General features: G+C 70.2%; 26 protein-coding genes and 1 pseudogene. 13 read left to right on the forward strand and 14 right to left on the reverse strand.

The window, feature by feature from the left end:
• Positions 1–182 precede the first annotated feature (182 nt).
• The 7 genes from ACFT7S_RS31810 to ACFT7S_RS31840 all read right to left on the reverse strand — a co-directional run bounded on the left by ACFT7S_RS31810 (position 183) and on the right by ACFT7S_RS31840 (position 8,396).
• Positions 183–1,823, reverse strand: a complete 1,641-nt coding sequence (locus ACFT7S_RS31810; RefSeq protein ID WP_382737689.1) for an ABC transporter ATP-binding protein — start codon at positions 1,821–1,823, stop codon at positions 183–185.
• On the reverse strand, positions 1,820–2,809 hold the full coding sequence (locus ACFT7S_RS31815; protein ID WP_382737691.1) for an ABC transporter permease: 990 nt from the start codon (positions 2,807–2,809) through the stop codon (positions 1,820–1,822). The genes ACFT7S_RS31810 and ACFT7S_RS31815 overlap by 4 nt, the downstream gene beginning before the upstream one ends.
• Positions 2,806–3,795: an ABC transporter permease gene (locus ACFT7S_RS31820; protein ID WP_382737693.1), complete on the reverse strand. Its 990-nt coding sequence runs from the start codon at positions 3,793–3,795 to the stop codon at positions 2,806–2,808. Before ACFT7S_RS31820 ends, ACFT7S_RS31815 begins: the two co-directional genes overlap by 4 nt.
• Positions 3,796–3,797: 2 nt before the next feature.
• Positions 3,798–5,525, reverse strand: a complete 1,728-nt coding sequence (locus ACFT7S_RS31825) for an ABC transporter substrate-binding protein (protein ID WP_382737695.1) — start codon at positions 5,523–5,525, stop codon at positions 3,798–3,800.
• Between the two features lie 214 nt (positions 5,526–5,739).
• Complete coding sequence (locus tag ACFT7S_RS31830) at positions 5,740–5,835, reverse strand: Ms4533A family Cys-rich leader peptide (protein WP_382737697.1); 96 nt, start codon at positions 5,833–5,835, stop codon at positions 5,740–5,742.
• A 123-nt stretch (positions 5,836–5,958) separates the two neighbouring features.
• A complete protein-coding gene (locus tag ACFT7S_RS31835; protein WP_382737699.1) occupies positions 5,959–7,446 on the reverse strand; it encodes a DUF3152 domain-containing protein in 1,488 nt (495 codons plus the stop codon).
• Positions 7,431–8,396 (reverse strand): alpha/beta fold hydrolase, encoded by a 966-nt coding sequence (locus ACFT7S_RS31840; protein ID WP_382737701.1) that lies wholly within the window; start codon positions 8,394–8,396, stop codon positions 7,431–7,433. The genes ACFT7S_RS31835 and ACFT7S_RS31840 overlap by 16 nt, the downstream gene beginning before the upstream one ends.
• Before the next feature lie 111 nt (positions 8,397–8,507).
• On the opposite strand from ACFT7S_RS31840, the gene ACFT7S_RS31845 reads away from it, so the two are divergent.
• The 4 genes from ACFT7S_RS31845 to ACFT7S_RS31860 all read left to right on the forward strand — a co-directional run bounded on the left by ACFT7S_RS31845 (position 8,508) and on the right by ACFT7S_RS31860 (position 10,404).
• Positions 8,508–8,723 carry a hypothetical protein gene (locus ACFT7S_RS31845; protein WP_382737703.1) on the forward strand — a complete coding sequence of 72 codons (216 nt, stop codon included), beginning with the start codon at positions 8,508–8,510 and terminating at the stop codon, positions 8,721–8,723.
• Positions 8,724–8,891: 168 nt separating this feature from the next.
• Positions 8,892–9,533 (forward strand): TetR/AcrR family transcriptional regulator, encoded by a 642-nt coding sequence (locus tag ACFT7S_RS31850; RefSeq protein ID WP_329946214.1) that lies wholly within the window; start codon positions 8,892–8,894, stop codon positions 9,531–9,533.
• Positions 9,534–9,686: 153 nt separating this feature from the next.
• Entirely contained in the window at positions 9,687–9,914 is a 228-nt protein-coding gene (locus ACFT7S_RS31855; RefSeq protein WP_173315718.1) for a DUF3107 domain-containing protein, read from the forward strand.
• 217 nt (positions 9,915–10,131) lie between these two features.
• Entirely contained in the window at positions 10,132–10,404 is a 273-nt protein-coding gene (locus tag ACFT7S_RS31860) for a hypothetical protein (protein ID WP_382737705.1), read from the forward strand.
• Between the two features lie 25 nt (positions 10,405–10,429).
• Here the strand turns inward: ACFT7S_RS31860 and ACFT7S_RS31865 are convergent, their stop codons facing one another.
• On the reverse strand, positions 10,430–11,164 hold the full coding sequence (locus ACFT7S_RS31865; protein WP_328905702.1) for a ferritin-like fold-containing protein: 735 nt from the start codon (positions 11,162–11,164) through the stop codon (positions 10,430–10,432).
• Positions 11,165–11,612: 448 nt separating this feature from the next.
• On the opposite strand from ACFT7S_RS31865, the gene ACFT7S_RS31870 reads away from it, so the two are divergent.
• Positions 11,613–13,646, forward strand: a complete 2,034-nt coding sequence (locus tag ACFT7S_RS31870) for a DEAD/DEAH box helicase (RefSeq protein WP_382737708.1) — start codon at positions 11,613–11,615, stop codon at positions 13,644–13,646.
• Between the two features lie 107 nt (positions 13,647–13,753).
• Positions 13,754–14,602: an alpha/beta fold hydrolase gene (locus ACFT7S_RS31875; protein WP_382737709.1), complete on the forward strand. Its 849-nt coding sequence runs from the start codon at positions 13,754–13,756 to the stop codon at positions 14,600–14,602.
• A gap of 70 nt (positions 14,603–14,672) precedes the next feature.
• Here the strand turns inward: ACFT7S_RS31875 and ACFT7S_RS31880 are convergent, their stop codons facing one another.
• Positions 14,673–15,584 carry an NYN domain-containing protein gene (locus ACFT7S_RS31880; RefSeq protein ID WP_382737711.1) on the reverse strand — a complete coding sequence of 304 codons (912 nt, stop codon included), beginning with the start codon at positions 15,582–15,584 and terminating at the stop codon, positions 14,673–14,675.
• Positions 15,585–15,794: 210 nt separating this feature from the next.
• Between ACFT7S_RS31880 and ACFT7S_RS31885 the strand changes: the two genes are divergently transcribed.
• Positions 15,795–15,947: a hypothetical protein gene (locus ACFT7S_RS31885; RefSeq protein ID WP_362835566.1), complete on the forward strand. Its 153-nt coding sequence runs from the start codon at positions 15,795–15,797 to the stop codon at positions 15,945–15,947.
• Between the two features lie 80 nt (positions 15,948–16,027).
• Here the strand turns inward: ACFT7S_RS31885 and ACFT7S_RS31890 are convergent, their stop codons facing one another.
• The 3 genes from ACFT7S_RS31890 to ACFT7S_RS31900 form a co-directional block, all read right to left on the reverse strand.
• Positions 16,028–16,633: a MarC family protein gene (locus ACFT7S_RS31890; protein WP_382737713.1), complete on the reverse strand. Its 606-nt coding sequence runs from the start codon at positions 16,631–16,633 to the stop codon at positions 16,028–16,030.
• A 165-nt stretch (positions 16,634–16,798) separates the two neighbouring features.
• Positions 16,799–17,665 carry a PHP domain-containing protein gene (locus tag ACFT7S_RS31895; RefSeq protein ID WP_382737715.1) on the reverse strand — a complete coding sequence of 289 codons (867 nt, stop codon included), beginning with the start codon at positions 17,663–17,665 and terminating at the stop codon, positions 16,799–16,801.
• An 85-nt stretch (positions 17,666–17,750) separates the two neighbouring features.
• The gene (locus tag ACFT7S_RS31900) at positions 17,751–18,395 is read right to left on the reverse strand and encodes a DUF6758 family protein (RefSeq protein ID WP_382737717.1); all 645 of its coding nucleotides are present in this window, start codon (positions 18,393–18,395) and stop codon (positions 17,751–17,753) included.
• A gap of 169 nt (positions 18,396–18,564) precedes the next feature.
• Here ACFT7S_RS31900 and ACFT7S_RS31905 point away from each other — a divergent pair.
• A pseudogene (locus ACFT7S_RS31905) lies at positions 18,565–18,738 on the forward strand (MFS transporter); the annotation flags it as partial.
• Positions 18,739–18,863: 125 nt separating this feature from the next.
• Here ACFT7S_RS31905 and ACFT7S_RS31910 read toward each other — a convergent pair.
• A complete protein-coding gene (locus ACFT7S_RS31910; RefSeq protein ID WP_382737719.1) occupies positions 18,864–19,448 on the reverse strand; it encodes a suppressor of fused domain protein in 585 nt (194 codons plus the stop codon).
• A gap of 410 nt (positions 19,449–19,858) precedes the next feature.
• Between ACFT7S_RS31910 and ACFT7S_RS31915 the strand changes: the two genes are divergently transcribed.
• Entirely contained in the window at positions 19,859–20,974 is a 1,116-nt protein-coding gene (locus ACFT7S_RS31915) for a magnesium and cobalt transport protein CorA (protein ID WP_382737720.1), read from the forward strand.
• A gap of 37 nt (positions 20,975–21,011) precedes the next feature.
• A complete protein-coding gene (locus tag ACFT7S_RS31920) occupies positions 21,012–21,536 on the forward strand; it encodes a hypothetical protein (protein WP_382737722.1) in 525 nt (174 codons plus the stop codon).
• 40 nt (positions 21,537–21,576) lie between these two features.
• Here ACFT7S_RS31920 and ACFT7S_RS31925 read toward each other — a convergent pair whose 3' ends face one another.
• Complete coding sequence (locus tag ACFT7S_RS31925) at positions 21,577–22,341, reverse strand: hypothetical protein (protein ID WP_382737724.1); 765 nt, start codon at positions 22,339–22,341, stop codon at positions 21,577–21,579.
• Between the two features lie 177 nt (positions 22,342–22,518).
• Here ACFT7S_RS31925 and ACFT7S_RS31930 point away from each other — a divergent pair, with 177 nt between their 5' ends.
• From ACFT7S_RS31930 to ACFT7S_RS31940, 3 genes are read left to right on the forward strand one after another with little or no spacing between them, the layout of a single operon-like run.
• Positions 22,519–23,793 (forward strand): magnesium transporter MgtE N-terminal domain-containing protein, encoded by a 1,275-nt coding sequence (locus ACFT7S_RS31930; RefSeq protein ID WP_382737726.1) that lies wholly within the window; start codon positions 22,519–22,521, stop codon positions 23,791–23,793.
• Positions 23,783–24,343, forward strand: coding sequence for a DUF1003 domain-containing protein (locus ACFT7S_RS31935; protein ID WP_382737728.1), 561 nt, complete (start codon positions 23,783–23,785; stop codon positions 24,341–24,343). Before ACFT7S_RS31930 ends, ACFT7S_RS31935 begins: the two co-directional genes overlap by 11 nt.
• A 43-nt stretch (positions 24,344–24,386) precedes the next feature.
• Entirely contained in the window at positions 24,387–25,520 is a 1,134-nt protein-coding gene (locus ACFT7S_RS31940) for an Mrp/NBP35 family ATP-binding protein (RefSeq protein ID WP_382737730.1), read from the forward strand.
• Positions 25,521–25,683: the final 163 nt, after the last annotated feature.

Here is a 25,683-nt window from a genome sequence, read left to right on the forward strand (position 1 = left end):
CCCCGATCTCCCTTGTGGACGGCCGCCGTTGGAATGGCGACTCGCAGGGGGACGACCGTAAGCGGATACGCCGGTGGCGCGACGGACGGTTGTCCGTCGCGCCACCGAAAGGGGTGAACCGTCGTAACTTTCCTGCCCCGGTAGCGTTCTGTCGCGGTAAGGAGCCGTCGGGTTACGCAGGGTCAGGCTGCGGCCAGCTCCTTGCGGGCATTTCGGCGCACCGCCGCGCGCGTCGGATCGAGCGCGGGCACGGCGGCCAGGAGCTGCTTGGTGTACGGGTCGCTGGGATTGCCGTACACCTCGTCGGCCGGTCCCTGCTCCACGATCCGGCCCTGCCGCATGACCGCGACCCGGTCGCTGACCTGCCGTACGACGGCGAGGTCGTGGGCGATGAAGACGAGTCCGATGCCCAGCTCCCGCTGGAGTTCGGCGAGGAGCGCGACGACCTGCGCCTGGGTCGTGACGTCGAGTGCCGAGACAGGCTCGTCGCAGACGATCAGCTTCGGCCGGGCGGCGAGCGCGCGGGCGATTCCGACGCGCTGGCGCTGTCCGCCGCTGAACTCGTGCGGATAGCGTTCGTACCGGTCGGGGTCGAGTCCGACCCGTTCCAGCAGTTCGCCCACCCGGGCCCGGATGCGGGCCTCGTCGCTCTCCCCCGCCGCCCGGAGCGGGTCGGCCACGGATTCGCCGATCGAGCGCCGCGGGTTGAGCGAGGACACCGGGTCCTGGAAGACCATCTGGAGGTCCCGCCGGTACGGGCGCATCGCCTTCTCCGACAGCGAGCCGATCTCCGTCCCCCCGTAACGGAGCCGCCCCGAGCTCGGATCGAGCAGCCGGACGAGCATCCGCCCGAGCGTCGTCTTACCGCTGCCGCTCTCGCCGACGATGCCGAGGGTCTCGCCCGCGTGGACGGTGAGCGAGACCCCGTCCACGGCGGCTACCCGGTCGCGTCCCCGGCCGAACTCGCGCCGCAGGTCCACGGCTTCGAGCAGGGGCGTCACATCGGCAGCAGTACGGGGCGCCGGAACCGGCGCCACCCGTATCGCGTCCACCCGGGGCACCGCCGAGAGCAGTGCCCGGGTGTACGGCTGCCGGGGCGCGCTCAGCACCTCGGCGACAGGGCCGCGTTCGATCTCCCGGCCCGCCCGCATGACCAGCACCTCGTCGACGCTCTCCGCGGCGACGCCCACGTCGTGGGTGACCAGCAGCAGTCCCATGCCCGTCTCGTGGCGCAGGGTGTGCAGGAGGTCCAGGATCTGGGCCTGCACGGTGACGTCCAGGGCGGTGGTCGGTTCGTCGGCGATCAGCAGCCGCGGTTCGCAGGCCAGGGCCATCGCGATCAGGGCGCGCTGCCGCATCCCGCCGGAGAACTCGTGCGGCCGGGAGTTCGCGCGCCGGGCCGCGTCGGGGATGCCGACCCGGTCCAGGACCTCCACGGCCCGGGCCCGGGCCGCCCGCCTCGAAGCGGCGGTGTGCACCCGGTACACCTCGGCGATCTGGTCGCCGACCGCGTAGTACGGGTCGAGCGAGGACAGCGGGTCCTGGAAGACCATGGCGGCCTGCGCACCCCGCAGGGCCCGCAGTTCGCGGTCGTCCGCGGCGCCCACGTCCGTACCAGCGACGCGGACCGTTCCGGAGACCCGGGCTCCCGTACCGCGGTGCAGGCCGAGCAGGGCGTACGCGGAGGCGCTCTTGCCGGAGCCGGATTCGCCCACGACGCCGAGTGCGCCGCCGGCTTCCAGGGTGAACGAGAGGCCGTCCACGGCCCGGACGTCACCGAAGTCGATGGTGAGGTCCTGTACCTCTACCAGGGGCTGTGTCATGACAGGACCACCCGTCGGTCGGCCGCCGCGTACAGCAGATCCGCGACGGCATTGGCGAGCACCACGAAGAAGCCGGTCACCAGCACCATGCCGACGACCACCGGCAGGTCGACGACCTTGACGGCGTGGACCAGTTCGCGCCCGATGCCCGGAATCCCGAACAGCGACTCGGTGAGCACCGCGCCACCGAACATGGTGCCGACATCGAGGGCGCCGAGCGCGATCACGGGCGCGAGCGCCCCGCGCAGCGCGTGCCGGCCGATGATGGCCCGCTCGCTGACGCCGTAGGCGCGGAAGGTGCGCACATGGTCGTCGGCGAGCGTCTCCAGCATGGAACTCCTGGTCAGCCGCGCGTACTTGGCGGACTCGATGAGCGCCAGCGACACCCAGGGCAGCAGCAGCCCCCAGGCCCACTGTTCGGGGTTCTCGGTGAAGGGCACGTACGTCGGCGACGGCAGCCACTGAAGGGTGGAGCAGAAGACGATGATGAGCAGCAGCCCGATGACGAAGACGGGGGTGGCGGTGCCCGCGAGGGTCAGCCAGGTGAGCACCCGTTCGGTGATCCGGCCGCGCCGCCACACGGACAGCAGTCCCGTTCCGACGCCGAGCAGGACGTAGCCGACGAAGGCGCCGACGACGAGCGAGCCGGTGACGGGCAGCTTGGCCAGGATCAGTTCGGTGACCTGCTGGTTGCTCTGGTACGAGACGCCGAGGCACGGCGCGGAGCAGTGCTCGACGCCGGTGCCGGTGGAGAAGTCGCGTCCGGCGACGATGCCCTGGAGGAAGTGCCCGTACTGCACGTACACCGGGTCGTTCAGCCGCAGTTGCTCGGTGACCTGGGCGACCTGGGCGGGTGAGCAGCGCGGGCCGCAGGCGATCTGGGCGACGTCACCCGGGGCGACGTAGAAGACCGCGTACAGGATGACGGTGAGCGCGAGGAGCACGAAGAGGGCTCCACCGAGTCTGCGTAGTGCGAAGCCGGTCATGAGGACTGTTCCTTCTTCCGTCCGGTGCCGATCCGCAGCCGCGACGCGGCACGCGGGTCGAGTGCCGTGCGGACGCCCTCGCCGAGGACGGTCAGCGCGAGCACGGTGACGAAGAGCAGCCCGGTGGGGAGCAGCAGATAGGTGGGGGCCGCCTGGTACCAGGTGTCGGCCTCGGTGAGCATCTGGCCCCAGGACGGGGTGGGCGGTTTGATGCCGACGCCGAGGAAGGACAGCGCCGCCTCGACGACGATGTTGGTGGGGAACATCAGCGCCGCGTAGGTGATGACGGGCGCGGCCAGCGAGGGCAGCAGCTCCCGTCTGGCGATGCTCCACTTGCCGCGTCCGCCGAGCCGTGCCGCCGAGACGAAGTCGAGGGATTTCAGTGCGAGTGCCTGGGCCCGCACGATTTTCGAGGTGCCGGCCCAGTTGATCCCGCCGATGACGAGGGCGATCAGGACGGGCCGGGGGAAGGACTGCGGGACGATCGCGAGGAGCGCCAGCGCGGTCACCATGATCGGCAGGGCGACGTAGATGTCGGTGATCCGGCTGAGGACCTGGTCGACCCAGCGGCTGCCGAGGGCGGCCGCGAGCCCGATGACGAGCCCGATCGCGACCTGGAGGACGGTCGCGACGACGGCGACGCCGAGCGAGACGCGTGCCCCGTAGACGACGCGGGCGAACAGATCGCGGCCGGTCTGGGGTTCGACGCCGAGCCAGTGCTCCGCGCTGATGCCTCCGAAGGAGCCGATCGGCACGCCTCCGGCCGCCGAGTCGACGAGGTCGGGGTGGTACGTGGTGGGGTCCTGGCCCGCCAGCGCGGTGAGGAGCGGCGCGGCGAGTGCGACCAGGACGAGCAGGAGGACCACGGCCGCCGCGGCGGTGGCCGCGCGCTGTGCGCGCAGCCGCCGCCAGAACAGCCGGGCCCCCGAGGCGGGGGCGGCGACCGGCGCCGCTCCCGCCTCCTGGACCAGAAGTGCCTGAGACATGGTTACTTGACCGAGGCCTGGGAGATGTCGAGGACGCCGGTCCAGTCGCTGATGACGACGTTCTTGACGTCCTGGCCGTAGAGCCGCTTGTACACCGGGTGGAAGAGCGGCACGGTCAGCGCCTGCTCACCGATCTTCTTGTCGAGCGCGCCCCAGCGCTTCGCGGCGGCGCTCAGGTCGGTCAGCTTGTTGATCTCGTCGATCTCCTTGTTGACCGAGGCGTCGTTCAGGAAGCCGGTGTTGAAGTTGGCGCCGTCCTTCACGATCTGCCGGCCGTCGAAGATCGGCGCGAGGAACGGACCTCCGGAGGGCCAGTCGGCACCCCAGTGGGCGAGGAAGAAGCCCGGCTCCGTGTCGGCGCTGTGGATGGTGTCGGAGTAGTCGTTGCTCTCCAGGCCCTGGAGTTCGACAGTGATCCCTGCCTTCTTGAGCGCGGCCTGGAGCGCCGTGGCGATCTCCGGGCTGGTCTCGAAGTCCTTGTCGTTGGAGTGGGTGAGGGTGACGGTCAGCCCCTTGGGGTGGCCTGCCTCCTTCAGCAGTTCCCTGGCCTTCGCGGCGTTACCGGTCTTCCCTGCCGGGAAGTGGTCGTACGGCGTGTAGCCGAAGGACTTCTGGTTGGGCAGATAGGTGGTGGCGGGCTCGGCGAGCGAGGAACCGCCGGCCGCGTTGACCACCGAGGAGCGGTCGACGGCGTACGCGATCGCCTGCCGCACCTTCGGGTCGTCGAACGGCTTCACCTTCGGGTTGAACGCGAGGTAGTTCGTGTAGCCGAAGCGACCGGTGCCGACGCGGGACGCGAGCGTCTTGTCGCCGGTGACCTTGGCGAGTTCGGCGGGACCCAGGTTGGTGTCGGTGGTGACGGCCGCGGCGTCGGCGCCCTGGGACGCGGAGAGCCGCTGGTTGAGGACCGCGGAGTCGAGCCCGGAGCGTACGTCGATCCGGTCGGGGTACGCCTTGCGCTCCTCGTCCGTCGCCGCCGACCAGTGCGGGTTGCGCTCCAGGACGAGGCGCTCGCCGTCGTTCTCGTTCGTGACGACCTTGTACGGCCCCGACGAGACCGGGTGGTCCTCGTACTTGGTACCGGTGTCCTTGGCCTTCGGTACGGGGGTGGTCTGCGTCTGGGTCGCCAGATAGGGGAATTCGCCCTCGGGCTTGTTGAGACGGAAGACGATGGTCTTCGCGTCCGGCACCTCGATGGAGTCGAGGCCCTTCTTGTCCTTGTACGGACCCTGGTAGTCGGCTCCGCCGATCAGCCAGTCGCGCAGATACGGGGCTCCGCCCGAGAGTTCGGCGGCGAACGAACGCTCGATGCCGTACTTGATGTCCGCGCTGGTGATCGCGGTGCCGTCCTCGTACTTCAGCCCGTCCTTGAGGGTGTACGTCCAGACGGTGGCGTTCTCGCTGGGCGTGCCCAGGTCGGTCGCGAGGTCGGGGACGACCTTCGCGCCGGCGGCGCCGTCCTCGCGGTTGCGGGTGGTGAGCGTACGGAAGACGAGCGAGGGGACGTTGCCGCCGCCGGAGGTGTAGAGCCGGGCGGGGTCGAAGTCCTCCTGCGGGTTGCTGTTGAGGACGGTGAGGGTGCCGCCCTTCTGCGGCGTGCCGCCGGCACCGGAGTCGCCGTCGCTCCCCTTGGTGTCCTGGGGCCCGGCGCAGGCCGCGGCGCCCACGGCCAGGACCAGACCAACGGCTGCCGCTGCCACGCGGCGCGATATGACGGACGTTTGACGCATCGGAAGATGACCTCTCGGTGTACTGCTGGCAGGAAATTCGGAAAGGGTCCGTGCGCAGGCGACAGCGAGAAGAACGGGGCGGAACACCGAAATGCCGCGCCTGCGGGCGGAATACGCCCAGGCGCGGCAGTCATGAAGGGCCGAGAAACCAGAAGTGGTCCGGGAAGAACCAGGAATGGTCCGGAAAAAGGGCCGACGCGCGCTCGGGCAGGCGTCAGCGACAGAGAACGTCGGCTACGCAGATTCCGGTCACGCCGAGGAGCGCCATCTCAATGGCGGCGCGCTCGGAGGTGACAGGACTGCGTGACATGCCGAGAAATATGGACGACCCGATCGTCGATGTCAACGCGGAATGAGACGCCCGTCTCACGATCCGGACAAGGGTGCAGGCAGGGGCCCCTGAGCGGACGTCACCGACAACGGACACAGCGGCTCAATTGCCGGGATGCACCCAGGCGTTGGGGCGGCACTCGATCCCTCCGATGTCCAGCGACTTGGTCTGCTGTTGCATCACGGGGGCCAGTGAGCCGGGCGTCCGGCAGCTCACGTGCCCGTACCCCAGCCGGTGGCCGACCTCGTGATTGATGAGCATCTGACGGTAGGCCATGAGCTTCTCCGGACCGAAGGTCGACGAACCCTGCGCCCAGCGGTAGGCATTGATCATGACGCGTTCGGTCTGGGCCGAATCGCAGGAGACATTGTCCTCAGTCGTATCCAGACCCGATTTCGCGCACCAGACTCCGGTGGTCGCGGGACTGGCCAGGGTGATCACGAAATCGGCTTCGCCCGAGGAGATCCGCTCGAACGTCATGGCACCGTTGTGTGCCCAACTCCTGTCGTCGTTCAGCGTCTTCTGAACGGCGTCGGCGAATAGCCCGGCGTCGAGTGCGAGACCCTTTTCGACATCGATCCGATAGCGGTACTTCTGCCCCTTGCCCGGTGCTTTCGCCAGTCCCGGAATCGCCTCGAATTTCCCGGTGGCCTTCAGCCCGGGAGCGAGCGGATAGGGCTTCGCCATCTTCTGCTCGTACGAGAGCGGCTTGACCTGGACAACCTTCGGCTGCGGCGTGGCCCGGGCGTCGGAGCGGGAGGCGTCCTCGCTGCCCTCGCGGTCCACCCCGGCGGCCTGCGAGGCGACGTCCCGGTCGTCCGGGTCCTGGGCGACCTGCCCGGCCACCACGACGGCGAGCACGGTCGTGACGGCGGCGGCGGCGATCCCGGTGAACGTACGCCCCTTCCCGCCCTTGCCCGGTACGGAGTCCTCGGCCTCTTCCGTTCCCTCTTCGAACGACTGCCCGTCACCCCATGGGGTGACCTCGGACGGCGAGGAAGCGGGCGGGGCACCGTCGAACGCGTCGACGAACTCCCGACGGGGCCCGGGCAGCACCGGGCCCTCGGTCACCGTGGGCCGCGTTCCCGCGCGCCCGTCGGCAGCGCGCTGCGCCGCCTCCTGGGCCGACACCTGCCGGGCCACCGCCTGCTGGGCGGATACCTGCTGTGCGGGAGTCTGGCCGGTGCCGTACATCTGCGGCGGCATCCCTCGCGGTGCCCCGCCACGGCCCGCTCCGGCAAACCCCGCGGGCCCTGAGGGTCCTGCCTGGCCCTGGCGCCCGGCGCCCTGCCAGTCGCCGTAGCGCGGCTGCGGTCCGGTTCCCCAGCCACCGCCGGCCTCGCGCTGTTCGGGGTGGCCTCCGCGCACCTGCGGCCCACCGTGGAACGGGGTGTGTCCGTCGCCCCCGGGCGGCGTGGCGGCTCCGCGCCTGCGCCGTCCGCTGCCGGCCCCGGACGGGGCTGCCCCCGCCGGAGCGGCCCTTGACGGGCCCGTCCCGGGATCGCCTTCGGCGCTCGTGCTGCCCTGGCCCTTGGCCTCGGGGCCCTTTCGACTATGTCGTCCCACGCCCCGGATCAGCTCCCGCCGCATTCGTCGAGCAGATCCCGGAACGCCTGGGCGACCGTCTCCGGGTACTCCATCATCGCTACGTGCCCTGCCTCGGGCAGTGTCACCAGCCGGGTGTCGCGGAAGGCCGCGGACGCCCTGCGTGCCATCCGGTACGAGACCAGCTGGTCCCGTCCGCCGTACACCAGCAGGGTCGGTGCGAGCACCCGCTCGGCCTGGCGCCACAGTCCGTGCTGCCCGCCCAGTGTGTAGGCATCGACGATGCCACGGGCCGAGCGCGTCATGGCGTCCCAGAAGTACGGCAGCTCCAGTCGGCGCTCCATTTCCGCCACCGCGTGACGGAATCCTTCTTCGGAGACCCGTGCCGGATCGCCGTAACAGAGTGCCATGACCCCGCGCGTGCGTTGTTCGGCGGTCCAGTCCTTCGTGAGCCGGAAGAAGAGGGACGCGACGCCGGGGACGGCCAGCAGCCCGGTCGGAACGGCGGACCGCTGCACCCGGAGCTCCGGCAGCGCGGGCGAGATCAGGGTGAGGGTGCGCACCAGGTCGGGGCGGACGGCCGCGACCCGGGTGGCGACCGTGCCGCCCAGGGAATTACCGAAGAGGTGGACGGGCCCGCGCTCCCCCGCGTCGAGCAGCCGGATCACGGCGCGCGCGTGCCCGGTCACCGAGTAGTTGCCGTCGTCCGGCGGTGGCGAGTCCCCGAAACCGGGCAGGTCCAGCGCCTCGCTGTCGACCACGTCCCCCAGCAGCGGCATCAGCGCCGACCAGTTCTGGGACGAGCCGCCGAGCCCGTGGATGTAGAGGGCGGGGTCGAGCCCTGTGCGCAGCGGCGGCCGGGAGCGGACGGTCAGGGTGAGGCCCGCCAGCGTGACGGAGCGCAGCCTTTCCCCCTCCGCGACTCTGACGGCACTGACCGTGGGAGCGGCCGCGGCAGCGGCGGCCCTGGTACCCGGCAGCTCGGTCGAAGACATGCGGGCAATGTTACGAGACGATCACGCGCCGGTTCGTGTGTTCGCGGTCACAGACCGCGTAGCGGCTCGGCACGGTTGCTCCTAGGCTTCAAGGGAAGGAAGGAAGCCGCTATGACGGTCGACCCCAGCGACCCGGACACGTTCGAGGACGTCCAGCCCGACGAACCGGACCAGGAGACCCCCGAGGCCGACGCCGCCGAGCAGCAGGCGGATGTCCAGCAGCGGCGCGACGACCCGCTGACGAGCATCGACCGGGACAGGGTGAATGAGGCGGATGCCTCGGAGCAGGCCCGCGTTGTCTCTCAGGACGAAGACGATTACCGGTAATACAACCCGCTTTGTTCTCCAACTCCGTACATCTGTGGCTATCGCAGTCGTCCGGTCCATGAAATTCTGCGTCCGCGCCGCGCATACCCGGGTTACCCAAAAGTACGATGGCCGCACGGCGCAGCGTGCACGGAAGAGCTGTGCTTGAACACAATTTTGGGAGGCGGCGTGACAGCCATCGAGCAGACAGAGGCAGCGCGCCCGCGGGGCACTCGCCTGCCCCGCCGTGCCCGACGCAATCAGTTGCTGGGCGCCGCGCAGGAGGTCTTCGTCGCGCAGGGCTACCACTCCGCCGCGATGGACGACATCGCCGAGCGTGCGGGTGTCAGCAAGCCGGTGCTCTACCAGCACTTCCCGGGCAAGCTGGAGCTCTATCTGGCCCTGCTCGACCAGCACTGCGAGTCGCTGCTCCACGCGGTGCGTACCGCACTGGCCTCGACGACGGACAACAAGCTGCGCGTCGAGGCGACGATGGACGCCTACTTCGCGTACGTGGAGGACGAGGGCGGGGCCTTCCGGCTCGTCTTCGAGTCCGACCTGACCAACGAGCCCGCGGTACGCGAACGGGTCGACCGGGTATCGCTCCAGTGCGCGGAGGCCATCTCCGACGTCATCGCCGGTGACACGGGGCTGTCCAAGGACGAGTCCATGCTGCTCGCGGTCGGCCTGGGCGGTGTCTCCCAGGTGGTGGCCCGCTACTGGCTCTCCAGCGGCTCCAGCATCCCCCGCGACACGGCGGTGCAGCTGCTGACCTCGCTCGCCTGGCGGGGCATCGCGGGATTCCCGCTGCACGGCATCGATCAGCACTGACCCGCGCCGAGCCGGGCCGTACCCACGTCATCACCTCCGGTGTTCGCTGCGGGCGTTGCCGGTCGGGCCGTGCTCGGTCCCCTCACCGGGCTAATGTGTGCTGCGTACGGCGCGGTTCACCGCGCAGAGACTGACCGTCGGAGGGACATAGCCGTGGAGGTCAAGATCGGGGTGCAGCACACGCCCCGGGAGATCGTTCTGGAGAGCGGGCTTTCCGCCGAAAAGGTCGAGAGCGCGGTCGCCGAGGCGCTCGCCGGCAAGGCGCAGCTGCTCAGCCTCACGGACGACAAGGGCCGCAAGGTTCTGGTGCCGGCCGACCGGATCGCTTACGTGGAGATCGGCGAGCCCAGCACCCGACGGGTGGGGTTCGGCGCGCTCTAGGCGCGACTCAACGGACAGAAGGAGCGGCCCGGCGGATATCTGCCGGGCCGCTCCTTCGTGTGCCGACCCGTGGGCTGTCGCGTGTGCCGACCGGGTGCGTCGTCGGCCGTCCCCCGTAGGTGTTTCCGCAGACCGCGGGAGGGTTGCGTTCCGCGGGCCCCGGGTAAGACCGCCTACGACCGATTTGCCCTCCCCGCAACCCGCGAGGTGATCGTCTGTGATCTGGGAAACCTTCGGCTCCGTCGCGCTCGGACTCGCCCTCTCCTGGGTGGCGCTCCGCTCGCTGCCGGACCGGCTCCCGTCCGTCCGTGCGGTCTTCGTCACCGGCGCACTGGGTGCCCTGTTCGGCGCGTATCTGACGCATTCGGCGCTGGGGGCGGGGCATCTGCCGGCGACCTTGGCCGGCGCGGTGTTCGTCGGGACGGTGACGCTGTCCCTGCTGATCCGCCCGCGCAGCCGCCGCCTGGCCCGTTCGGCGGCGGTCCAGTAGGGCCGTGCCCCGGCCGCGCGGGTGACTACGCGGCGAGGCCGAGGGCCGCCATCCGCTTGGTGTGCGCCTCGGTGATCCTGGAGAACATCCGGCCGACCTCGGCCAGGTCGAATCCGTCGGCCACCCCGCCGACGAGCATCGTCGACAGTGCGTCACGGTCGGCGACCACCCGCTGGGCCTGCGAGAGCGCCTCGCCCATCAGCCGGCGGGCCCACAGCGCGAGACGTCCGCCGACCCTCGGCTCGGCCTCGATGGCGGCACGCACCTTCTCGACCGCGAAGTTCCCGTGTCCTGTGTCGTCGAGCACAGCCAGGACGAGGGAGCGGGTGTCCGTGTCGAGCCGGGCCGCGACCTCCCGGTAGAAGTCGCTGGCGATCGAATCGCCCACGTACGCCTTGACGAGGCCTTCCAGCCAGTCCGACGGCGCGGTCTGGCGGTGGAAGTCGTCGAGCGCCTTGGCGAACGGCTCCATGGCCGCCGTGGGCTCCTCGTCGATCGCGGTGAGGCGCTCCGTCAGCTGCTCGAAATGATGGAATTCGGCGGAGGCCATCTTTGCCAGCTCCGCCTTGTCACCGAGTGTCGGAGCGAGTTTGGCGTCTTCGGCGAGTCGCTCGAAGGCCGCCAGTTCGCCGTAGGCCAGTGCGCCGAGAAGATCGACGACAGCGGCGCGGTACTGCGGCGCGGCGGACGCGGTGGCCCAGTCCTGGGCGGCGATCCCGGTGAGTGCGGGGGCTTCATTGGCGTTGTCAGGCGTCTCCATGCAGCGCACAATAGCCGCCCCCGGGAGAGGTGTAAGGGCCCGGTCGACCATGGACGTCACACCGTTCCGATGAATTCGCCCAACACACATGCGCGAATCCGGGGTACAGTGGTATTGCGCTTACTGAGCATTTGACTGTGCTCGGAGCGCTTTTGAATGAGGATGCCCGGTCGGTGGCCCGATCGGCTCCGACCCGACAGCCCTCCACGCGGTGCGTACGACACGTACGACCGCAGCTGAGGGGCCCCCTCAGCGGCACGAGCGCTCGAGCGACGGCAGTGGTCCCGCGCCACCCGGCCCATCCACGGCCGGATGACCAACCCCGGCACGGTACGACCCCCAGCGTTCGCCTCGGACCGCGTCTCACAGAAGAGGCAGCACCCTGACTACGTTCCGCGACCTCGGAATCCTTCCCGAGACGGCCGAAGCCCTTGAGGCAGTCGGCATCATGTCCCCCTTCCCCATCCAGGAGATGACGCTCCCCGTAGCGCTCTCCGGATCCGACGTCATCGGCCAGGCCAAGACCGGCACCGGCAAGACGCTCGGTTTCGGCCTCCCCCTCCTGGAGCGCGTCACCGTTCCCGCCGACGTCGAGGCGGGGCGCGCCGCGCCCGACAAGCTGACCGACGCGCCGCAGGCCCTCATCGTCGTTCCGACCCGTGAGCTGTGCCAGCAGGTCACCAACGACCTGCTGACCGCCGGCAAGGTCCGTAACGTCCGCGTGCTCGCGATCTACGGCGGCCGTGCGTACGAGCCGCAGGTCGAGGCCCTCAAGAAGGGCGTCGATGTGATCGTCGGCACCCCGGGGCGTCTCCTCGACCTGGCGGGTCAGCGCAAGCTCGACCTCTCGCACATCCGTGTGCTCGTCCTCGACGAGGCCGACGAGATGCTCGACCTGGGCTTCCTGCCCGACGTCGAGCGCATCATCACGATGCTGCCGCCGAAGCGCCAGACGATGCTGTTCTCGGCGACGATGCCGGGCGCCGTCATCAGCCTCGCGCGGCGCTACATGTCGCAGCCGACGCACATCAACGCCACCTCGCCCGACGACGAGGGCACGACCGTCAAGAACACCGCGCAGTACGTCTACCGCGCGCACAACATGGACAAGCCGGAGATGCTCTCGCGCATCCTGCAGGCCGAGGGCCGCGGGCTCGCGATGATCTTCTGCCGTACGAAGCGCACGGCGGCCGACATCGCCGAGCAGCTGGAGAAGCGCGGTTTCGCCTCCGGTGCGGTCCACGGCGACCTCGGCCAGGGCGCCCGTGAGCAGGCGCTGCGCGCCTTCCGCAACGGCAAGGTGGACGTCCTCGTCTGCACCGACGTCGCCGCGCGCGGTATCGACGTCGAGGGTGTGACCCACGTCGTCAACTACCAGTCGCCCGAGGACGAGAAGACCTACCTCCACCGCATCGGCCGCACCGGCCGCGCGGGGGCCAAGGGCATCGCGATCACTCTGGTGGACTGGGACGACATCCCGCGCTGGCAGCTGATCAACAAGGCGCTCGACCTGAAGTTCCCGGACCCGGTCGAGACATACTCCACGTCGCCGCACCTCTACGAGGAGCTCAACATCCCGGCGGGCACCAAGGGTGTCCTGCCGCGTGCCGAGCGGACCCGTGCGGGTCTGCGGGCGGAAGAGGTCGAGGACCTCGGCGAGACCGGCGGCCGCGGCCGCAAGTCCGCCGCCTCGGCCCCTGCCCCCGTCCGTGAGGAGCGCCCGGCCCGTACACCGCGCCAGCGTCGCCGTACGCGGAGTGGCGGCACGCTCGAGGAGGGCGCCGCCACGGTGCCCGCCCCGGCCGCCGAGGCCGTCGTCGAGCCGGCCGAGGCCGATGCGTCGGAGCCGCGTACGCCGCGCCGCCGTCGTCGTGCCCGTGTCGGCGCCCCCGAGGGTGTCGCCGAGGCAGCGGTCGCCGAGGCAGCGGTCGCCGTGGCCGAGGCCGCGCCGGTGGCCGTCGAGGACGTGGCGGAGCCCGTGGCCGAGGAGAAGCCGCGCCGCCGCCGTGCCCCCCGTACGACCGCCGCAGAGCCGGTGGCCGAGACGGTGACGGAGGTCCCGGCACCCAAGGTGAGGGCCACCAGGAGCAAGGTCAAGGCGGAGGTGGCGGTCGACTTCCAGACCGTCGCCGTCGCGGCCGCCGAGCCGGTGACCAAGCCGCGCCGCCGCGCCCGTGTCATCAAGCCCGCGGTCGACGAGGTCGACTTCCAGATCGCCCCGCCGTCCGAGCCGGTGACGGAGACGCGCCGTCGGACCCGTCCCGCCGCCAAGCCGAAGACGGAAACGGTCTCGGAGGCTCCGGCCGCCGAGGGCGAGACGAAGCCGCGCCGCCGCCGTCCGCGTGCAGCCGTGAACGCGGAGGCCGCCGAGGCGACCGCCCCCGCGGTGGCCGAGGCCGAGTCCGAGGCCTCTGCGAAGCCGCGCCGCCGCCGTGCCCGCACGACGACGGCGAAGGCCGAAGCGGCCACGACCGAGAGCTGATCCCACCGCACGACACGAGGGGCCGGGTACTCCGCACCACGCGGAGTACCCGGCCCCTCGTGCGTACGCCCCCGACCGGCGCCCCCGACCGGCGATAGCCTCGTTCCATGAGTCGGCCACCCACCTTCACCCCGCCCCCCTGCGCCCGTGCCCGCGCACTGCGTACCGCGCGCGGGGACTTCGCCGTCCTGGACGCCGCACCGCGTACCGGGGCACACTCCACCGCGCTCCTGCTGCCCGGATACACCGGCAGCAAGGAGGACTTCATCGCCCTGCTCGAACCGCTCGCCGAGGCCGGCTACCGCGTGGTCTCCGTGGATGGCCGCGGGCAGTACGAGACGGAGGGCACGGACCGTCAGGAGCCGTACGCACAGGAGGAGTTGGCCCTCGATGTGCTGGCGCAGGCGGAGGCGCTCGGTGCCGCGGGGCACCGTATCCATCTGCTGGGCCACTCGCTGGGCGGTCAGGTCGCCCGTGCCGCCGTACTGCTGGACGCCTCCCCCTTCCGCTCACTGACCCTCATGTCCTCCGGGCCCGCCGAGGTCACCCCCGGCCAGCGGGACAGGATCAAGATGCTCGGCGACGCGCTGCGCACGCTGAGCATGGCCGAGGTGTGGGAGGCCATGCGGGCCCTCGACCCGCCGCAGGACGCCGACACCGGCGACGGCGAGGATCTGCGCCGCCGCTGGCTGCGCCACAGCCCCGCGCAGCTCGTCGCGACCGGTGCCCAGCTGTCGGCCGAGCCGGACCGGGTGGCAGAGCTCGCCGCCCTGCCACTGCCCGTCCATGTGGTGTCCGGCGAACGCGACGACGTCTGGCCCGTGGAGCGGCTCGACGACATGGCCCGGCGGCTGGGCGCCCGTCGCACCACCATCGAGGGCGCCGAGCACTCCCCCAACACGGCACGGCCCCTGGAGACGGCGGCGGCGCTGGTCTCGTTCTGGGACAGCCACTGATCCCGCACCCACGGCGGCGAGCCGCCGCCCGACGCCCCCCCATGACCGGGAGCGTCGGGCGGCAGCCGGCTCAGTACTGCGACTGCAGGTGCTGCCAGAAGCCGTCGCGCAGCGCGCGCCGCAGATGGGCGTGGCCGCGCAGGGAGTGCTGGAGCAGCCGCTCGGCCTCCACCAGCAGGTCCTGGTCGACGGAGCCCGGCAGATAGGGATGGCCGGGCAGCAGGTCGGCCAGGGACTCACGGCCACGGGCGGAGAGCCAGGTGGCGGCGATCTGCGCGCCGACGAAGCGGACGTTCTCGCGCGAGGGTGACGGGGTGTCGTCCTCGTACGTGGTGACGGAGCGCCGCGTGACGTAGGGGCGGCAGAAGTCGAGGTCGAAGGTGCGCGTGCTGTCGACCTCCCACAGCAGCGGCTCGGCCTGGTTGCGGCCCTCCCCCGCCTCGATGCCCCAGAGGTGGACGCGCGCCCCGTACCCCTGCGCCGCCTCGACCGCCGACACCAGGTCCTCGTCCCCGCCGACGAGCGCCGCGTCACTGATGGCACGGTGCCTGGCGAGCGATTCGAGGTCGGTACGGATCAGTGAATCGACGCCCTTCTGCTGGTTGTTGGCGTTGAGGTTGCCCAGTCTGACCTTGACGTCGGGGAGTTCGGCGATGGACTGCTGCTCGACGGTGTGGATGCGGCGCCTGGCCCCGTCGTACCAGTAGACGCGCAGCAGCCTGCTGTCCGCGAAGATCGTCCGCGCCTTGTCGATGAATGCCTCGATCATCCCTTCCGCGTCGAGGTCGAAGTTGCGGCGGTCCTCCGTGCCGGTGACGAGCAGTCCGGCCGCGGCGTACACATAACCCGCGTCCACGAAGATCGCATGGGTCGAGGGGGTCTTCGACACCTCCGCGAGCACGCGCGTGAGCAGCTCGTTGGTGCGGTCCAGGTACTCGCGGATATCGGCCTGGCCCTCCGTCGGCGCGTCCGCTTCGTTCATGCGGACCTCACCGGCTGCGCCTGCGCAGCTACTACCTGGTAGTTAGGCATCCAAAAAATTTCCTTAGCGTAGGGAATGTTTGCAGACGGCAAGCCGTTGTACACATCGTGGAGCGCCGGACACACATGCCTTGCGCTCTTCATCCTTGCGGACGGGTCACCCCGTCCTCCAGTAGTTCTCCAGCAGGAGGATCAGACGAAGGGAAGCCATATGCGCTTCGAGATCATGCGACTCGACGATGTCGACGGTACCGCCGTGGACAGCACCGTCGTGGACGCCGCCTCCGTCAACCGGATGGTGCAGCAGGCCGCAGCCATAGGCCAGCGCATCTACATCCGGCCGGCCGAAAGCTCGGCTTCGTAACGCCTGACACAGCATTGCGCCGCTAAAGACGAAGCGCCCCCGTACGGAAGGACCGTACGGGGGCGCTGTGGTGTCCGGGGTCAGGCGTTCTGGATGACCTGGGTGACACCGTTGATGATCTGCTGGACGGCGATGGCCGAGAGCATCATCCCGGCGAGCCTGGTCACGAGCACCACGCCGCCGTCCTTGATGACACGGATGATCAGCAGCGAGTAGCGCATCACGAGCCAGAGCACGATGTGCATGGCGACGATGGCGGTCCATACCGAGATCTGGCCGGCCGCGCCGTCGGCGTTCTGCACCGCGAGGATCACCGAGACGATCGCACCGGGGCCCGCGAGCAGCGGCATGCCCAGCGGTACGAGCGCCACGTTGACGTCCTTGGTCTGCGTGGGCTCGTCGGTCTTGCCGGTGAGCAGATCGAGCGCGATGAGCAGCAGGAGCAGTCCGCCCGCGATCATCAGCGCGGGGACGGAGACATGGAGATAGTCGAGGATCTGCTGACCGAGCAGACCGAAGACGGCGATCACACCGAAGGCGACCGCGACGGCCTGAAATGCCATTCTGCGCTGGACCTTGGCGGGCCGGCCGGCGGTGAGGGCCAGGAAGATGGGGGTGATTCCGGGCGGGTCCATAATCACAAAAAGCGTGAGAAAAAGGGAACCGAAGACAGCGACGTCGAACACAGTGAGCCTTGCGAGTGGGGAGCGGGTCGAACAGGAGGGGCGCGGCCCGGCGGCAGGGGTGAAGGCAGCCGTACGCGGCCGTGGCGGCCGGGCGCGCGAAGGTGTGACGGGAAGGCGTGAGCTACGGCGCGGGCGCCGCGTGCGGCCTTGGAGCCCGACAGGCTCTTACGGGCGGCGGGATCCACCGGCGCCCGGCACCGGGAAGGCTCCCGTTGCGCGCCGGGTGATCTCGCCGTAGATCTCGGGGTCGGTGGTGTACTCACCGAGTTGCACGGTCTTGCGGCTGCCGTGGTAGTCGCTGGACCCGGTGGGCAGCAGCCCCAGATCGCCGGCGAGTCCGCGCAGCCGGGCCCTGGTGGGCGCGTCGTGGTCCATGTGGTCGACCTCGATGCCGTCGAGTCCGGCCGCGGCGAGCAGCGCGATCGACTCCTCGGGCACCACCTCGCCGCGCTTCACGGCGAGCGGATGGGCGAAGACGGTGACTCCGCCCGCGGCCTTGACCAGCCGGATCGCGTCGAAGGGGTCGAGTTCGTGCTTCTCGGCGTACGCGCGTCCGCCGTTCGCGAGCCACTCGGGCGTGAAGGCGTCGGAGACGGTCTCGACGACGCCGAGGTCGACGAGTGCGGTGGCGATGTGCGGGCGGCCGACCGAGCCGTCCCCGGCGATCGACGCGACCTGCTCCCAGGTGACCGGGACGCCCAGCTCCTGGAGCTTCTGCACCATGGCCTGTGCGCGCGGCACCCGGTCGTCCCGTACCAGCTCGCGCTCACGGGCCAGTTCGGGCTCGTGGGGGTCGAAAAGGTACGCCAGCATGTGCAGGCTCACTCCGTCGATGCGGCAGGAGAGCTCGGCGCCGGTGACGAGGGTGAGGCCGTCGGGCAGGGCCGCGACCGCTTCGGCGTGGCCCGCGACGGTGTCGTGGTCGGTGAGCGCGACGACATCGAGACCCGCGGCGGCGGCGTTGGCCACCAGCTCGGCGGGGGTGTCCGTGCCGTCCGACGCGGTGGAGTGGGTGTGCAGGTCGATGCGCACGACGCGACTCCAGTGCTTGCGGCCGGACAGGGGACGCTCAAGGATAACCGGCGCGCGTACTCCCCCCGGTCGGCCGTCCGGCCCGTCAGGGGGGAGTGAGCAAACGCGGGGTGAGCGCCCCGCACGGTACGAGATCCACTTCGGCCCCGGCGTCGCGCAGATCCGTCAGCACCAGCTCGTCGTACATCAGCAGCCCGGACTGTTCGGGCCAGACGATCGCCCAGAGCCACAGCCCGCGCGCCTCGCCCGCGAAGACGGCCCGGTCGTCCGGGGCCCCCTTGACGTGCCAGAGCCCTGTCGGGCGTCCGGCGGCGAGCACCTTGGCCTCGGGCGCCCCGTTGACGCACAGGTGCGGGCCGGGGTCGGGGCCGTCCAGGCCGGCGTACCGCGCACCCAGTCCGACACCGAGCTCCTCGGCGACGAGCAGCAGTTCACCGAAGCCGCCGAGCGGCCCGGGACCCGAGCAGGCGACAGCGGTGGCGCGCCCGCCGCTGCGGTCGTCCCCCGCGGAGGCCACGCCCGTGAACACCCAGCCCACCGGCAGCGGCCAGGGCATCCACACCGGCACCTGCGCGCGATGCACCGCGACACCGAGCGACTCGACGCTGGGCGGGATCACCGGCTGCATCGGGTGCACCTGGCCGTGCGTGGGGCACTGCCAGGAGTCGGCAAAGAGACCGGGCGCCCTGACCCGGCCACCGCACTTCGGGCAACTGGGTTCGCCCCTCATAGCGTCCAACGGTCCTCTCCGGTGGTCGCCGCGTCAAGGACGATCACCCGTCCGCAGCGTGGCTCCGACCGGGGAAAATAGATGTAACTTGCATTTATTAGATTGCCTAACTTATTCTGTACATGAGGCATCGACCCAGTGGAGAGCGAGAGAGCCATGCGGGGAGAGGACCCCGAAGATCGAGGAGTGGACCGACATCCACATCCCGTTCGTAGTCGCCGCGGTCGCCGCGCTGGCCGGCGCCGTCGTCGTATGGGTCCGGCGTACGGCCCTGACCCGGGAGGTGCGGAAGCTGGAGCCGAAGCACGCCACCGATGACGGTGTCAGGGCCTTCGACAACTGACCGGCGCACCAACCCCGTTGCTCCCCGCCCGCGGCTCCCCCTCCTGGCCGCGGGCGAGGTCTGTGCCGTTCGTCTCAGTGGAGCGCCGGCCCCAGTCGAGCACCGGCCTCAGTCGAGCACCGGCCTCAGTCGAGCGCCACGGAGGTACGCAGCGGATCGCGCAGATCCGTGCCGTGCGACAGCCACCGTTCCTGAAGCTCCTGCGCACCCCTGACCCGCTTCCAGGCGGCCTCGTTGTGCGTCATCGGAAGGAGCGGCAGGAAGTGCACGGGGTCCATGGGGGCGTCCAGTTCCAGGTCCTCGACGAGCCCGCCCGGCTCGGCGACCAGGACGGAGCTGAAGGGCGCCCCGGGCCACAGCGGCTGCCCCACGTCGAGGGAGGCGCCGGGCGCCACGATCAGCCCCTCGACCTGCGGGGACGCGGCCAGCACGGCCAGCGGGCGCAGCACCTGGTCGGTGTCGGCGAGCCCCACCCGTACCGACAGGATCAGCTCGGCACGCGGCCCCTTCACCGGGTCGGCGAGGGGCGAGGTGGGGTCGGCCATCGGCTGCCCGGACATGCCGAGTGTGGCGTAGCGCACCACGTCGCCGTCGATGAAGCGGAGCACCTCGATACGGTCCGTACCGAGGAAGGTCACGTCGGCGCGTGCGTCCGGTTCGCCCAGGGCCGTACGGAGCCGGGCCTCGACCAGCGCAAGAATTTCTTCCATGACGCGAGCATAGGACGCGTCAGGAACGGGCAAAGAAAGGGATTGACCCCGAGTCGGCTGGTAGCCTGGCCGCCAGCCGGGACAGCACGCAGAAGCGTTGCTCTCTCAGTCCCGGCACACGTCGTCCCCCACGGGGGACCGGCCGGAGGAGGTGGGGACTGCCATGGATCCAAGTCGACCGTGCAGTACCAACCGCTCTTCCGCCCGACGCCTTCCCTCTGTCGCCTGAAGCCTTCACGGCCAAGGCCCACGGCAGTTCGCGCGATGGAAGAGCCCCTCGTTTTTGCCTGTCTGTAGCGAACGCCGTCATCGCGCTGCCGCGGTGCCGCCCGCTTTGCGGACGTAGCGACACGTCCCCATTCCGGGCTGTTCCACGTGCCCGCCGACGGCCCTCCGTGAAGGAGCCAGCCATGTCGATGATCCGTGACCTGCGCGCCGCCGTGCGCCCGTCCCTGCGTAAGAGCAACGCCCCGTACAACAGTTACGACACGACCCGTGACCCGTCCGCCTCCAGCGCGGTCGTCGACTGCGCGGTCTACCGCGACGGACGGCGCCAGGATGCGGCCGGCTGCCAGACCCCGCACGAGGCGATGCTCCGGGTGCGGGAGCAGGGCGGCTTCGCCTGGATCGGTCTGCACGAGCCGACGGAGGAGGAATTCGCCGGTATCGCCCGGGAGTTCGGTCTTCACCCGCTGGCCGTCGAGGACGCGGTGCACGCGCACCAGCGGCCCAAGCTGGAGCGGTACGACGACACGCTGTTCACCGTCTTCAAGACCATCCACTACGTGGAGCACGCCGAGTTGACCGCGACCAGCGAGGTCGTCGAGACCGGCGAGGTCATGTGCTTCACCGGCCGGGACTTCGTCATCACCGTCCGGCACGGCGGACATGGTTCGCTGCGCGCCCTGCGCCACCGCCTTCAGGAGGACACCGAACTGCTGGCCAAGGGCCCGTCGGCCGTGCTGCACTCCATCGCCGACCACGTCGTGGACGGGTACATCGCGGTGGCGGAGGCGGTGCAGGACGACATCGACGAGGTGGAGATCGGTGTCTTCTCCACCCCGGCGAAGGGCAGCCCGCGCGGTTCGGACGCGGGCCGGATCTACCAGCTGAAGCGTGAGGTGCTGGAGTTCAAGCGGGCCGTGTCCCCGCTCCTGCGCCCGATGCAGCTGCTGAGCGAGCGGCCCATGCGGCTGATCGACCCGGATATCCAGAAGTACTTCCGCGATGTGGCGGACCACCTGGCCCGGGTGCAGGAGGAGGTCATCGGCTTCGACGAGCTGCTGAACTCCATCCTCCAGGCCAACCTCGCGCAGGCGACCGTCACGCAGAACGAGGACATGCGCAAGATCACGTCCTGGGCGGCCATCGTCGCCGTGCCGACGATGATCTGCGGGGTGTACGGCATGAACTTCGACCACATGCCGGAGCTGCAGTGGAAGTACGGCTACCCGATGGTGATGGGCGTCATCGGCGTCGTCTGCTTCTCCATCCACCGCACCCTCAAGCGCAACGGCTGGCTCTGAGACCGACCGGAAACCGGGGGTCTAATAGAGTGCGCTCATGACTGCTGCTGCTCCTGACGTGCTGCTGGGCCGGGCTCTTGTCGAGGAGGCCACCAAGAAGTCCGGGCTGATCTGGGTCCGGGGCACCGGCCACGCCCGGGCGCTGTGGCACGTCTGGCACGAGGGAGCCGTCTACCTCATCGGGGACGGCCCCGGCGAGCAGCCGCTCCCGGACGGGCTCGCGGACGGGGCGGCGGCCGAGGTCACCGTGCGCAGCAAGGACAAGGGCGGCCGGCTGGTCGTCTGGACCGCCGCGGTGACCGAACCGGCGCCGCGCTCCGAGGAGTGGGCGGCGGCGGTCGCCGAGCTCAAGGGCAAGCGGCTGAACGCGCCGGACGCCGAGCAGATGACCGAGCGCTGGGCGCGCGAGTGCCGCGTGCTGCGGCTGGAGCCCGGCGAGTCCCGGACGGAGCTGCCCGACTCCTCGTTGGCGGCGGTGCCGCTGCCCACCGGGGCGACGACCCGCCGGCCTGTGCCCGCCGCGCTTCCCCGGCTGCTGCTGAAGCGCCGTAAGAAGAGCTGACGGGGAGCCCGAAACTCCCTCAGCCCTCAGTCCTCAGTCCTCAGTCGGAGGACTTGGGGAGCTGGCCTCCGTAGTCGACCGTCTCGTCCTCGGACGGCGGCTTCAGGGTGAAGGACCTGCCCCAGTCGGCGAGCGTGACCGTGCCGCCGCCTCCGCCGCGCGCGACCCGTACGGGATACGGGGTGCCCTTCAGCGAGACGTCGAGTGCGCCGCCCTCACCCTTTCCGCCCACGATCTGCACCGTGGGGACGCCGGCGACCTTGTCCCGGTCGCCCTTGTTGACCTTGCCGTGCAGGGCGAGCAGACCGTCGAGCAGGATTTTCTTGTCCGTGAAGCCGCGCAGCTGCTTGTACGTGGGGTCGCCCTCGGGGACCTTCACGTACTTGCCCTGGAGCTTGTCGGCAGCAGCCTGATCGCTGTCCTCGCCCTTGCCGCTCGCCTCGTCGTGGTTCCAGAAACCGGCGTCGGCCTTGAGGAAGAGCTCGTCGCCGATGCGCAGCAGCGCGAAGGTGTTCTTCTTCGAGGTGACGGAACCCGTGCCGCCCTCCGCGTTGAGCTGCATGTTGAGCCTGTACGTGCCGCCCTTGCTGACCAGGGTGCCCGCGAGCCGTACCGCGTCGGCGGAGTCCGCCGCCGCTCTGGTCTTCTTGTCGATCTCCGCCGCACTGAGTTTGCCGACGCCGTTGGTTCCCTTGTCCGGGTCCTCTCCGGCGCACGCCGTGAGGACTGCGGTCAGCCCCGCACAGAGCACTACGGCGAGGGCGGTCCGGTGATGGGCCCGGACGGCCGGGGCAAAAGAGGTCACGGGCGCACTGCCTCTCATCTGCGTGTCGGGGGTGGCAGACGGCAGCGTACCCGTGCTGACTACGCCTCTTTGCAGAGAGCCGTACGGACGGCCCACCGGGGCGCCGCGGAGCGGTACGGGCTAGCCTGATCCCGGCATAACGGTGTATTCGCATCACAGTCGGAGGAGGTGCACGGGATGGTGGCAGGCGCTCCCAGGATCTTCGTCTCGCACCTGTCCGGTGTGCCCGTCTTCGACCCCAATGGTGACCAGGTCGGCCGGGTCCGCGATCTGGTGGCGATGCTGCGCGTCGGCGGGCGCCCCCCGCGGCTGCTCGGCATGGTCGTCGAGTTGACGAGCCGGCGGCGGATCTTCCTGCCGATGACCCGAGTGACGGGCGTCGAGTCCGGTCAGGTCATCACCACCGGCGTGGTCAACATGCGGCGCTTCGAACAGCGCCCGACCGAACGTCTGATCCTCGGCGAGTTCCTCGACCGCCGGGTCCAGCTGGTGGAGACCGACGAGGAGGTGACCATCCTCGACGTCTCGATCCAGCAGCTCCCGGCCCGTCGCGACTGGGAGATCGACAAGTACTTCGTACGCAAGGGGCGCGGCGGTGCGCTGCGGCGCAAGGGCGAGACCCTGACCGTCGAGTGGTCGGCGGTCAGCGGCTTCTCGCTGGAGGAGCACGGGCAGGGCGCCGAGAGCCTGGTCGCCACGTTCGAACGGCTGCGGCCCACCGATGTGGCCAACGCCCTGCACCATCTGTCGCCGAAGCGCCGTGCGGAGGTCGCCGCAGCGCTCGACGACGACCGGCTCGCGGACGTCCTGGAGGAGCTTCCCGAGGACGACCAGGTGGAGATCCTGGGCAAGCTCAAGGAGGAGCGGGCCGCGGACGTCCTGGAGGCCATGGACCCGGACGACGCGGCCGACCTGCTCTCCGAGCTGCCCGAGGAGGACAAGGAGAGGCTGCTGGCCCTGATGCGTCCGGACGACGCGGCGGACGTGCGGCGCCTCATGGCGTACGAGGAGCGGACGGCGGGCGGTCTGATGACGACCGAGCCGATCGTGCTGCGGCCGGACGCCACGGTCGCCGACGCGCTCGCCCGGGTCAGGCGGTCCGACCTGTCCCCCGCGCTGGCCGCGCAGGTGTACGTCTGCCGCCCGCCGGACGAGACCCCGACGGGCAAGTACCTCGGCACAGTGCATTTCCAGCGGCTGCTGCGCGATCCGCCGTTCACCCTCGTCAGCTCGATCGTGGACAGCGATCTCGTACCGCTGCCACCGAACACCCCGCTGTCCTCCGTGACCAGCTATCTGGCCGCGTACAACCTGGTCTCGGTGCCCGTCGTGGACGTGAGCGGATCGCTCCTCGGCGCGGTGACCGTCGACGACGTGCTCGATCACCTGCTGCCCGAGGACTGGCGCGAGACCGACTTCCACGGCGAGGAGGGGATCTCCCGTGGCCGGTGAGGAGCGCCCGAGGGCTGGGTCGACGGGCTCCTCGGGCCTCGTGCGCCCACCGCGGCCCCGGCTCGACCAGCCGAAGTCCCCGCGGCGCCGTCTGCTGCCGGAGTACGACCCTGAGGCGTTCGGCCGGTTCTCTGAGCGCATCGCCCGTTTTCTGGGCACCGGACGGTTCCTCGTCTGGATGACGCTGATCGTCATCCTGTGGGTGGTGTGGAACATCTCCGCGCCCGTGGGGCTGCGGTTCGACGAGTACCCGTTCATCTTCCTGACCCTGATGCTGTCGCTCCAGGCCTCGTACGCGGCCCCCCTGATCCTGCTCGCGCAGAACCGGCAGGACGACCGCGACCGGGTCACCCACGAGCAGGACCGCAAGCAGAACGAGCGCTCCATCGCCGACACCGAGTACCTCACCCGGGAGATCGCCTCGCTCCGGATGGGCCTGGGCGAGGTGGCCACCCGGGACTGGATCAGGTCGGAGTTGCAGGACATGGTGAAGGACATGGAGGACCGGCAGGTCCTCTTCGAGGCCGAGAGTGACGAAGGCGACCGCTGACGGGTTACCCGGGCGTAGGGGCATGCGCCGTAACATCGTCGGTATGGCTACGGAAGACGCGGTGCGTGAAGCACTGGCGACAGTGAACGACCCGGAGATCCACCGTCCGATCACCGAACTCGGCATGGTGAAATCCATCGAGATCGACGCTGACGGTGTAGTCGCTGTCACGGTGTATCTCACGGTCTCCGGCTGTCCGATGCGCGAGACCATCACCAACAACGTGACCGAAGCGGTGGCGCGCGTCGAAGGCGTGTCCCGCGTCGAGGTCACGCTCGACGTCATGAGCGACGAGCAGCGCAAGGAGCTCGCGAGCTCGCTGCGCGGCGGTACGGCGGAGCGCGAGGTGCCGTTCGCCCAGCCCGGCTCCCTGACCCGGGTCTACGCGGTGGCGTCCGGCAAGGGCGGCGTCGGGAAGTCCTCGGTGACGGTGAACCTGGCGGCGGCGATGGCCGCCGACGGGCTCAAGGTCGGCGTCGTGGACGCGGACATCTACGGGCACAGCGTGCCGCGCATGCTCGGCGTGGACGGCAAGCCCACCCAGGTCGAGAACATGATCATGCCGCCGTCGGCGCACGGCGTGAAGGTCATCTCCATCGGCATGTTCACACCGGGCAACGCCCCGGTGGTGTGGCGCGGACCGATGCTCCACCGCGCGCTCCAGCAGTTCCTCGCCGATGTGTACTGGGGCGACCTGGACGTCCTGCTGCTCGACCTGCCGCCGGGCACCGGTGACATCGCGATCTCCGTGGCGCAGCTCGTACCGAACGCCGAGATCCTCATCGTCACGACGCCGCAGCAGGCCGCGGCCGAGGTCGCCGAGCGGGCCGGCTCCATCGCCGTGCAGACCCACCAGAAGATCGTCGGCGTCGTCGAGAACATGTCGGGCATGCCGTGCCCGCACTGCGACGAGATGGTCGACGTGTTCGGTTCGGGCGGCGGTCAGCGGGTCGCCGAGGGGCTGACGAAGACCGTCGGCGCCACGGTGCCGGTGCTCGGCTCCATCCCGATCGACGTACGGCTGCGCGAGGGCGGCGACGAGGGCAAGCCCGTCGTCCTGTCCGACCCGGACTCGCCCGCCGGAGCCGCGCTGCGCTCCATCGCGGAGAAGCTGGGGGGCCGCCAGCGCGGCCTGTCCGGCATGTCCTTGGGGATCACCCCGCGCAACAAGTTCTGAGCCCCGACACATAAACGCGACACGTAAAGGGGGCGGCCTCCTCGGAGGCCGCCCCCTTACGCGTGGTTGCAGGCCCGACCCGGCGAGCCAGGCTGCCGAGGAGACCGTGGTGGCGTCCAGGACGCCCGTACCGTCACCACTGCGCCGCACCGGGCTGGCAGCC

The sequence above is a fragment of the Streptomyces sp. NPDC057136 genome, assembly GCF_042670885.1.
In the GTDB taxonomy this organism is placed as follows: domain Bacteria; phylum Actinomycetota; class Actinomycetes; order Streptomycetales; family Streptomycetaceae; genus Streptomyces.

What these genes read in the sequence shown, in the direction of transcription:
- ACFT7S_RS31880 (WP_382737711.1), bottom strand. Translation starts at nt 15,584, where the DNA reads ATGAACGAAGCGGACGCGCCGACGGAGGGCCAGGCCGATATCCGCGAG.
- ACFT7S_RS31885 (WP_362835566.1), top strand. Translation starts at nt 15,795, where the DNA reads ATGCGCTTCGAGATCATGCGACTCGACGATGTCGACGGTACCGCCGTG.
- ACFT7S_RS31835 (WP_382737699.1), bottom strand. Translation starts at nt 7,446, where the DNA reads ATGCGGCGGGAGCTGATCCGGGGCGTGGGACGACATAGTCGAAAGGGC.
- ACFT7S_RS31830 (WP_382737697.1), bottom strand. Translation starts at nt 5,835, where the DNA reads ATGTCACGCAGTCCTGTCACCTCCGAGCGCGCCGCCATTGAGATGGCG.
- ACFT7S_RS31910 (WP_382737719.1), bottom strand. Translation starts at nt 19,448, where the DNA reads ATGGAAGAAATTCTTGCGCTGGTCGAGGCCCGGCTCCGTACGGCCCTG.
- ACFT7S_RS31865 (WP_328905702.1), bottom strand. Translation starts at nt 11,164, where the DNA reads ATGGAGACGCCTGACAACGCCAATGAAGCCCCCGCACTCACCGGGATC.
- ACFT7S_RS31845 (WP_382737703.1), top strand. Translation starts at nt 8,508, where the DNA reads ATGACGGTCGACCCCAGCGACCCGGACACGTTCGAGGACGTCCAGCCC.
- ACFT7S_RS31810 (WP_382737689.1), bottom strand. Translation starts at nt 1,823, where the DNA reads ATGACACAGCCCCTGGTAGAGGTACAGGACCTCACCATCGACTTCGGT.
- ACFT7S_RS31825 (WP_382737695.1), bottom strand. Translation starts at nt 5,525, where the DNA reads ATGCGTCAAACGTCCGTCATATCGCGCCGCGTGGCAGCGGCAGCCGTT.
- ACFT7S_RS31840 (WP_382737701.1), bottom strand. Translation starts at nt 8,396, where the DNA reads ATGTCTTCGACCGAGCTGCCGGGTACCAGGGCCGCCGCTGCCGCGGCC.
- ACFT7S_RS31930 (WP_382737726.1), top strand. Translation starts at nt 22,519, where the DNA reads ATGGTGGCAGGCGCTCCCAGGATCTTCGTCTCGCACCTGTCCGGTGTG.
- ACFT7S_RS31915 (WP_382737720.1), top strand. Translation starts at nt 19,859, where the DNA reads ATGTCGATGATCCGTGACCTGCGCGCCGCCGTGCGCCCGTCCCTGCGT.
- ACFT7S_RS31820 (WP_382737693.1), bottom strand. Translation starts at nt 3,795, where the DNA reads ATGTCTCAGGCACTTCTGGTCCAGGAGGCGGGAGCGGCGCCGGTCGCC.
- ACFT7S_RS31875 (WP_382737709.1), top strand. Translation starts at nt 13,754, where the DNA reads ATGAGTCGGCCACCCACCTTCACCCCGCCCCCCTGCGCCCGTGCCCGC.
- ACFT7S_RS31920 (WP_382737722.1), top strand. Translation starts at nt 21,012, where the DNA reads ATGACTGCTGCTGCTCCTGACGTGCTGCTGGGCCGGGCTCTTGTCGAG.
- ACFT7S_RS31900 (WP_382737717.1), bottom strand. Translation starts at nt 18,395, where the DNA reads ATGAGGGGCGAACCCAGTTGCCCGAAGTGCGGTGGCCGGGTCAGGGCG.
- ACFT7S_RS31940 (WP_382737730.1), top strand. Translation starts at nt 24,387, where the DNA reads ATGGCTACGGAAGACGCGGTGCGTGAAGCACTGGCGACAGTGAACGAC.
- ACFT7S_RS31815 (WP_382737691.1), bottom strand. Translation starts at nt 2,809, where the DNA reads ATGACCGGCTTCGCACTACGCAGACTCGGTGGAGCCCTCTTCGTGCTC.
- ACFT7S_RS31870 (WP_382737708.1), top strand. Translation starts at nt 11,613, where the DNA reads ATGTCCCCCTTCCCCATCCAGGAGATGACGCTCCCCGTAGCGCTCTCC.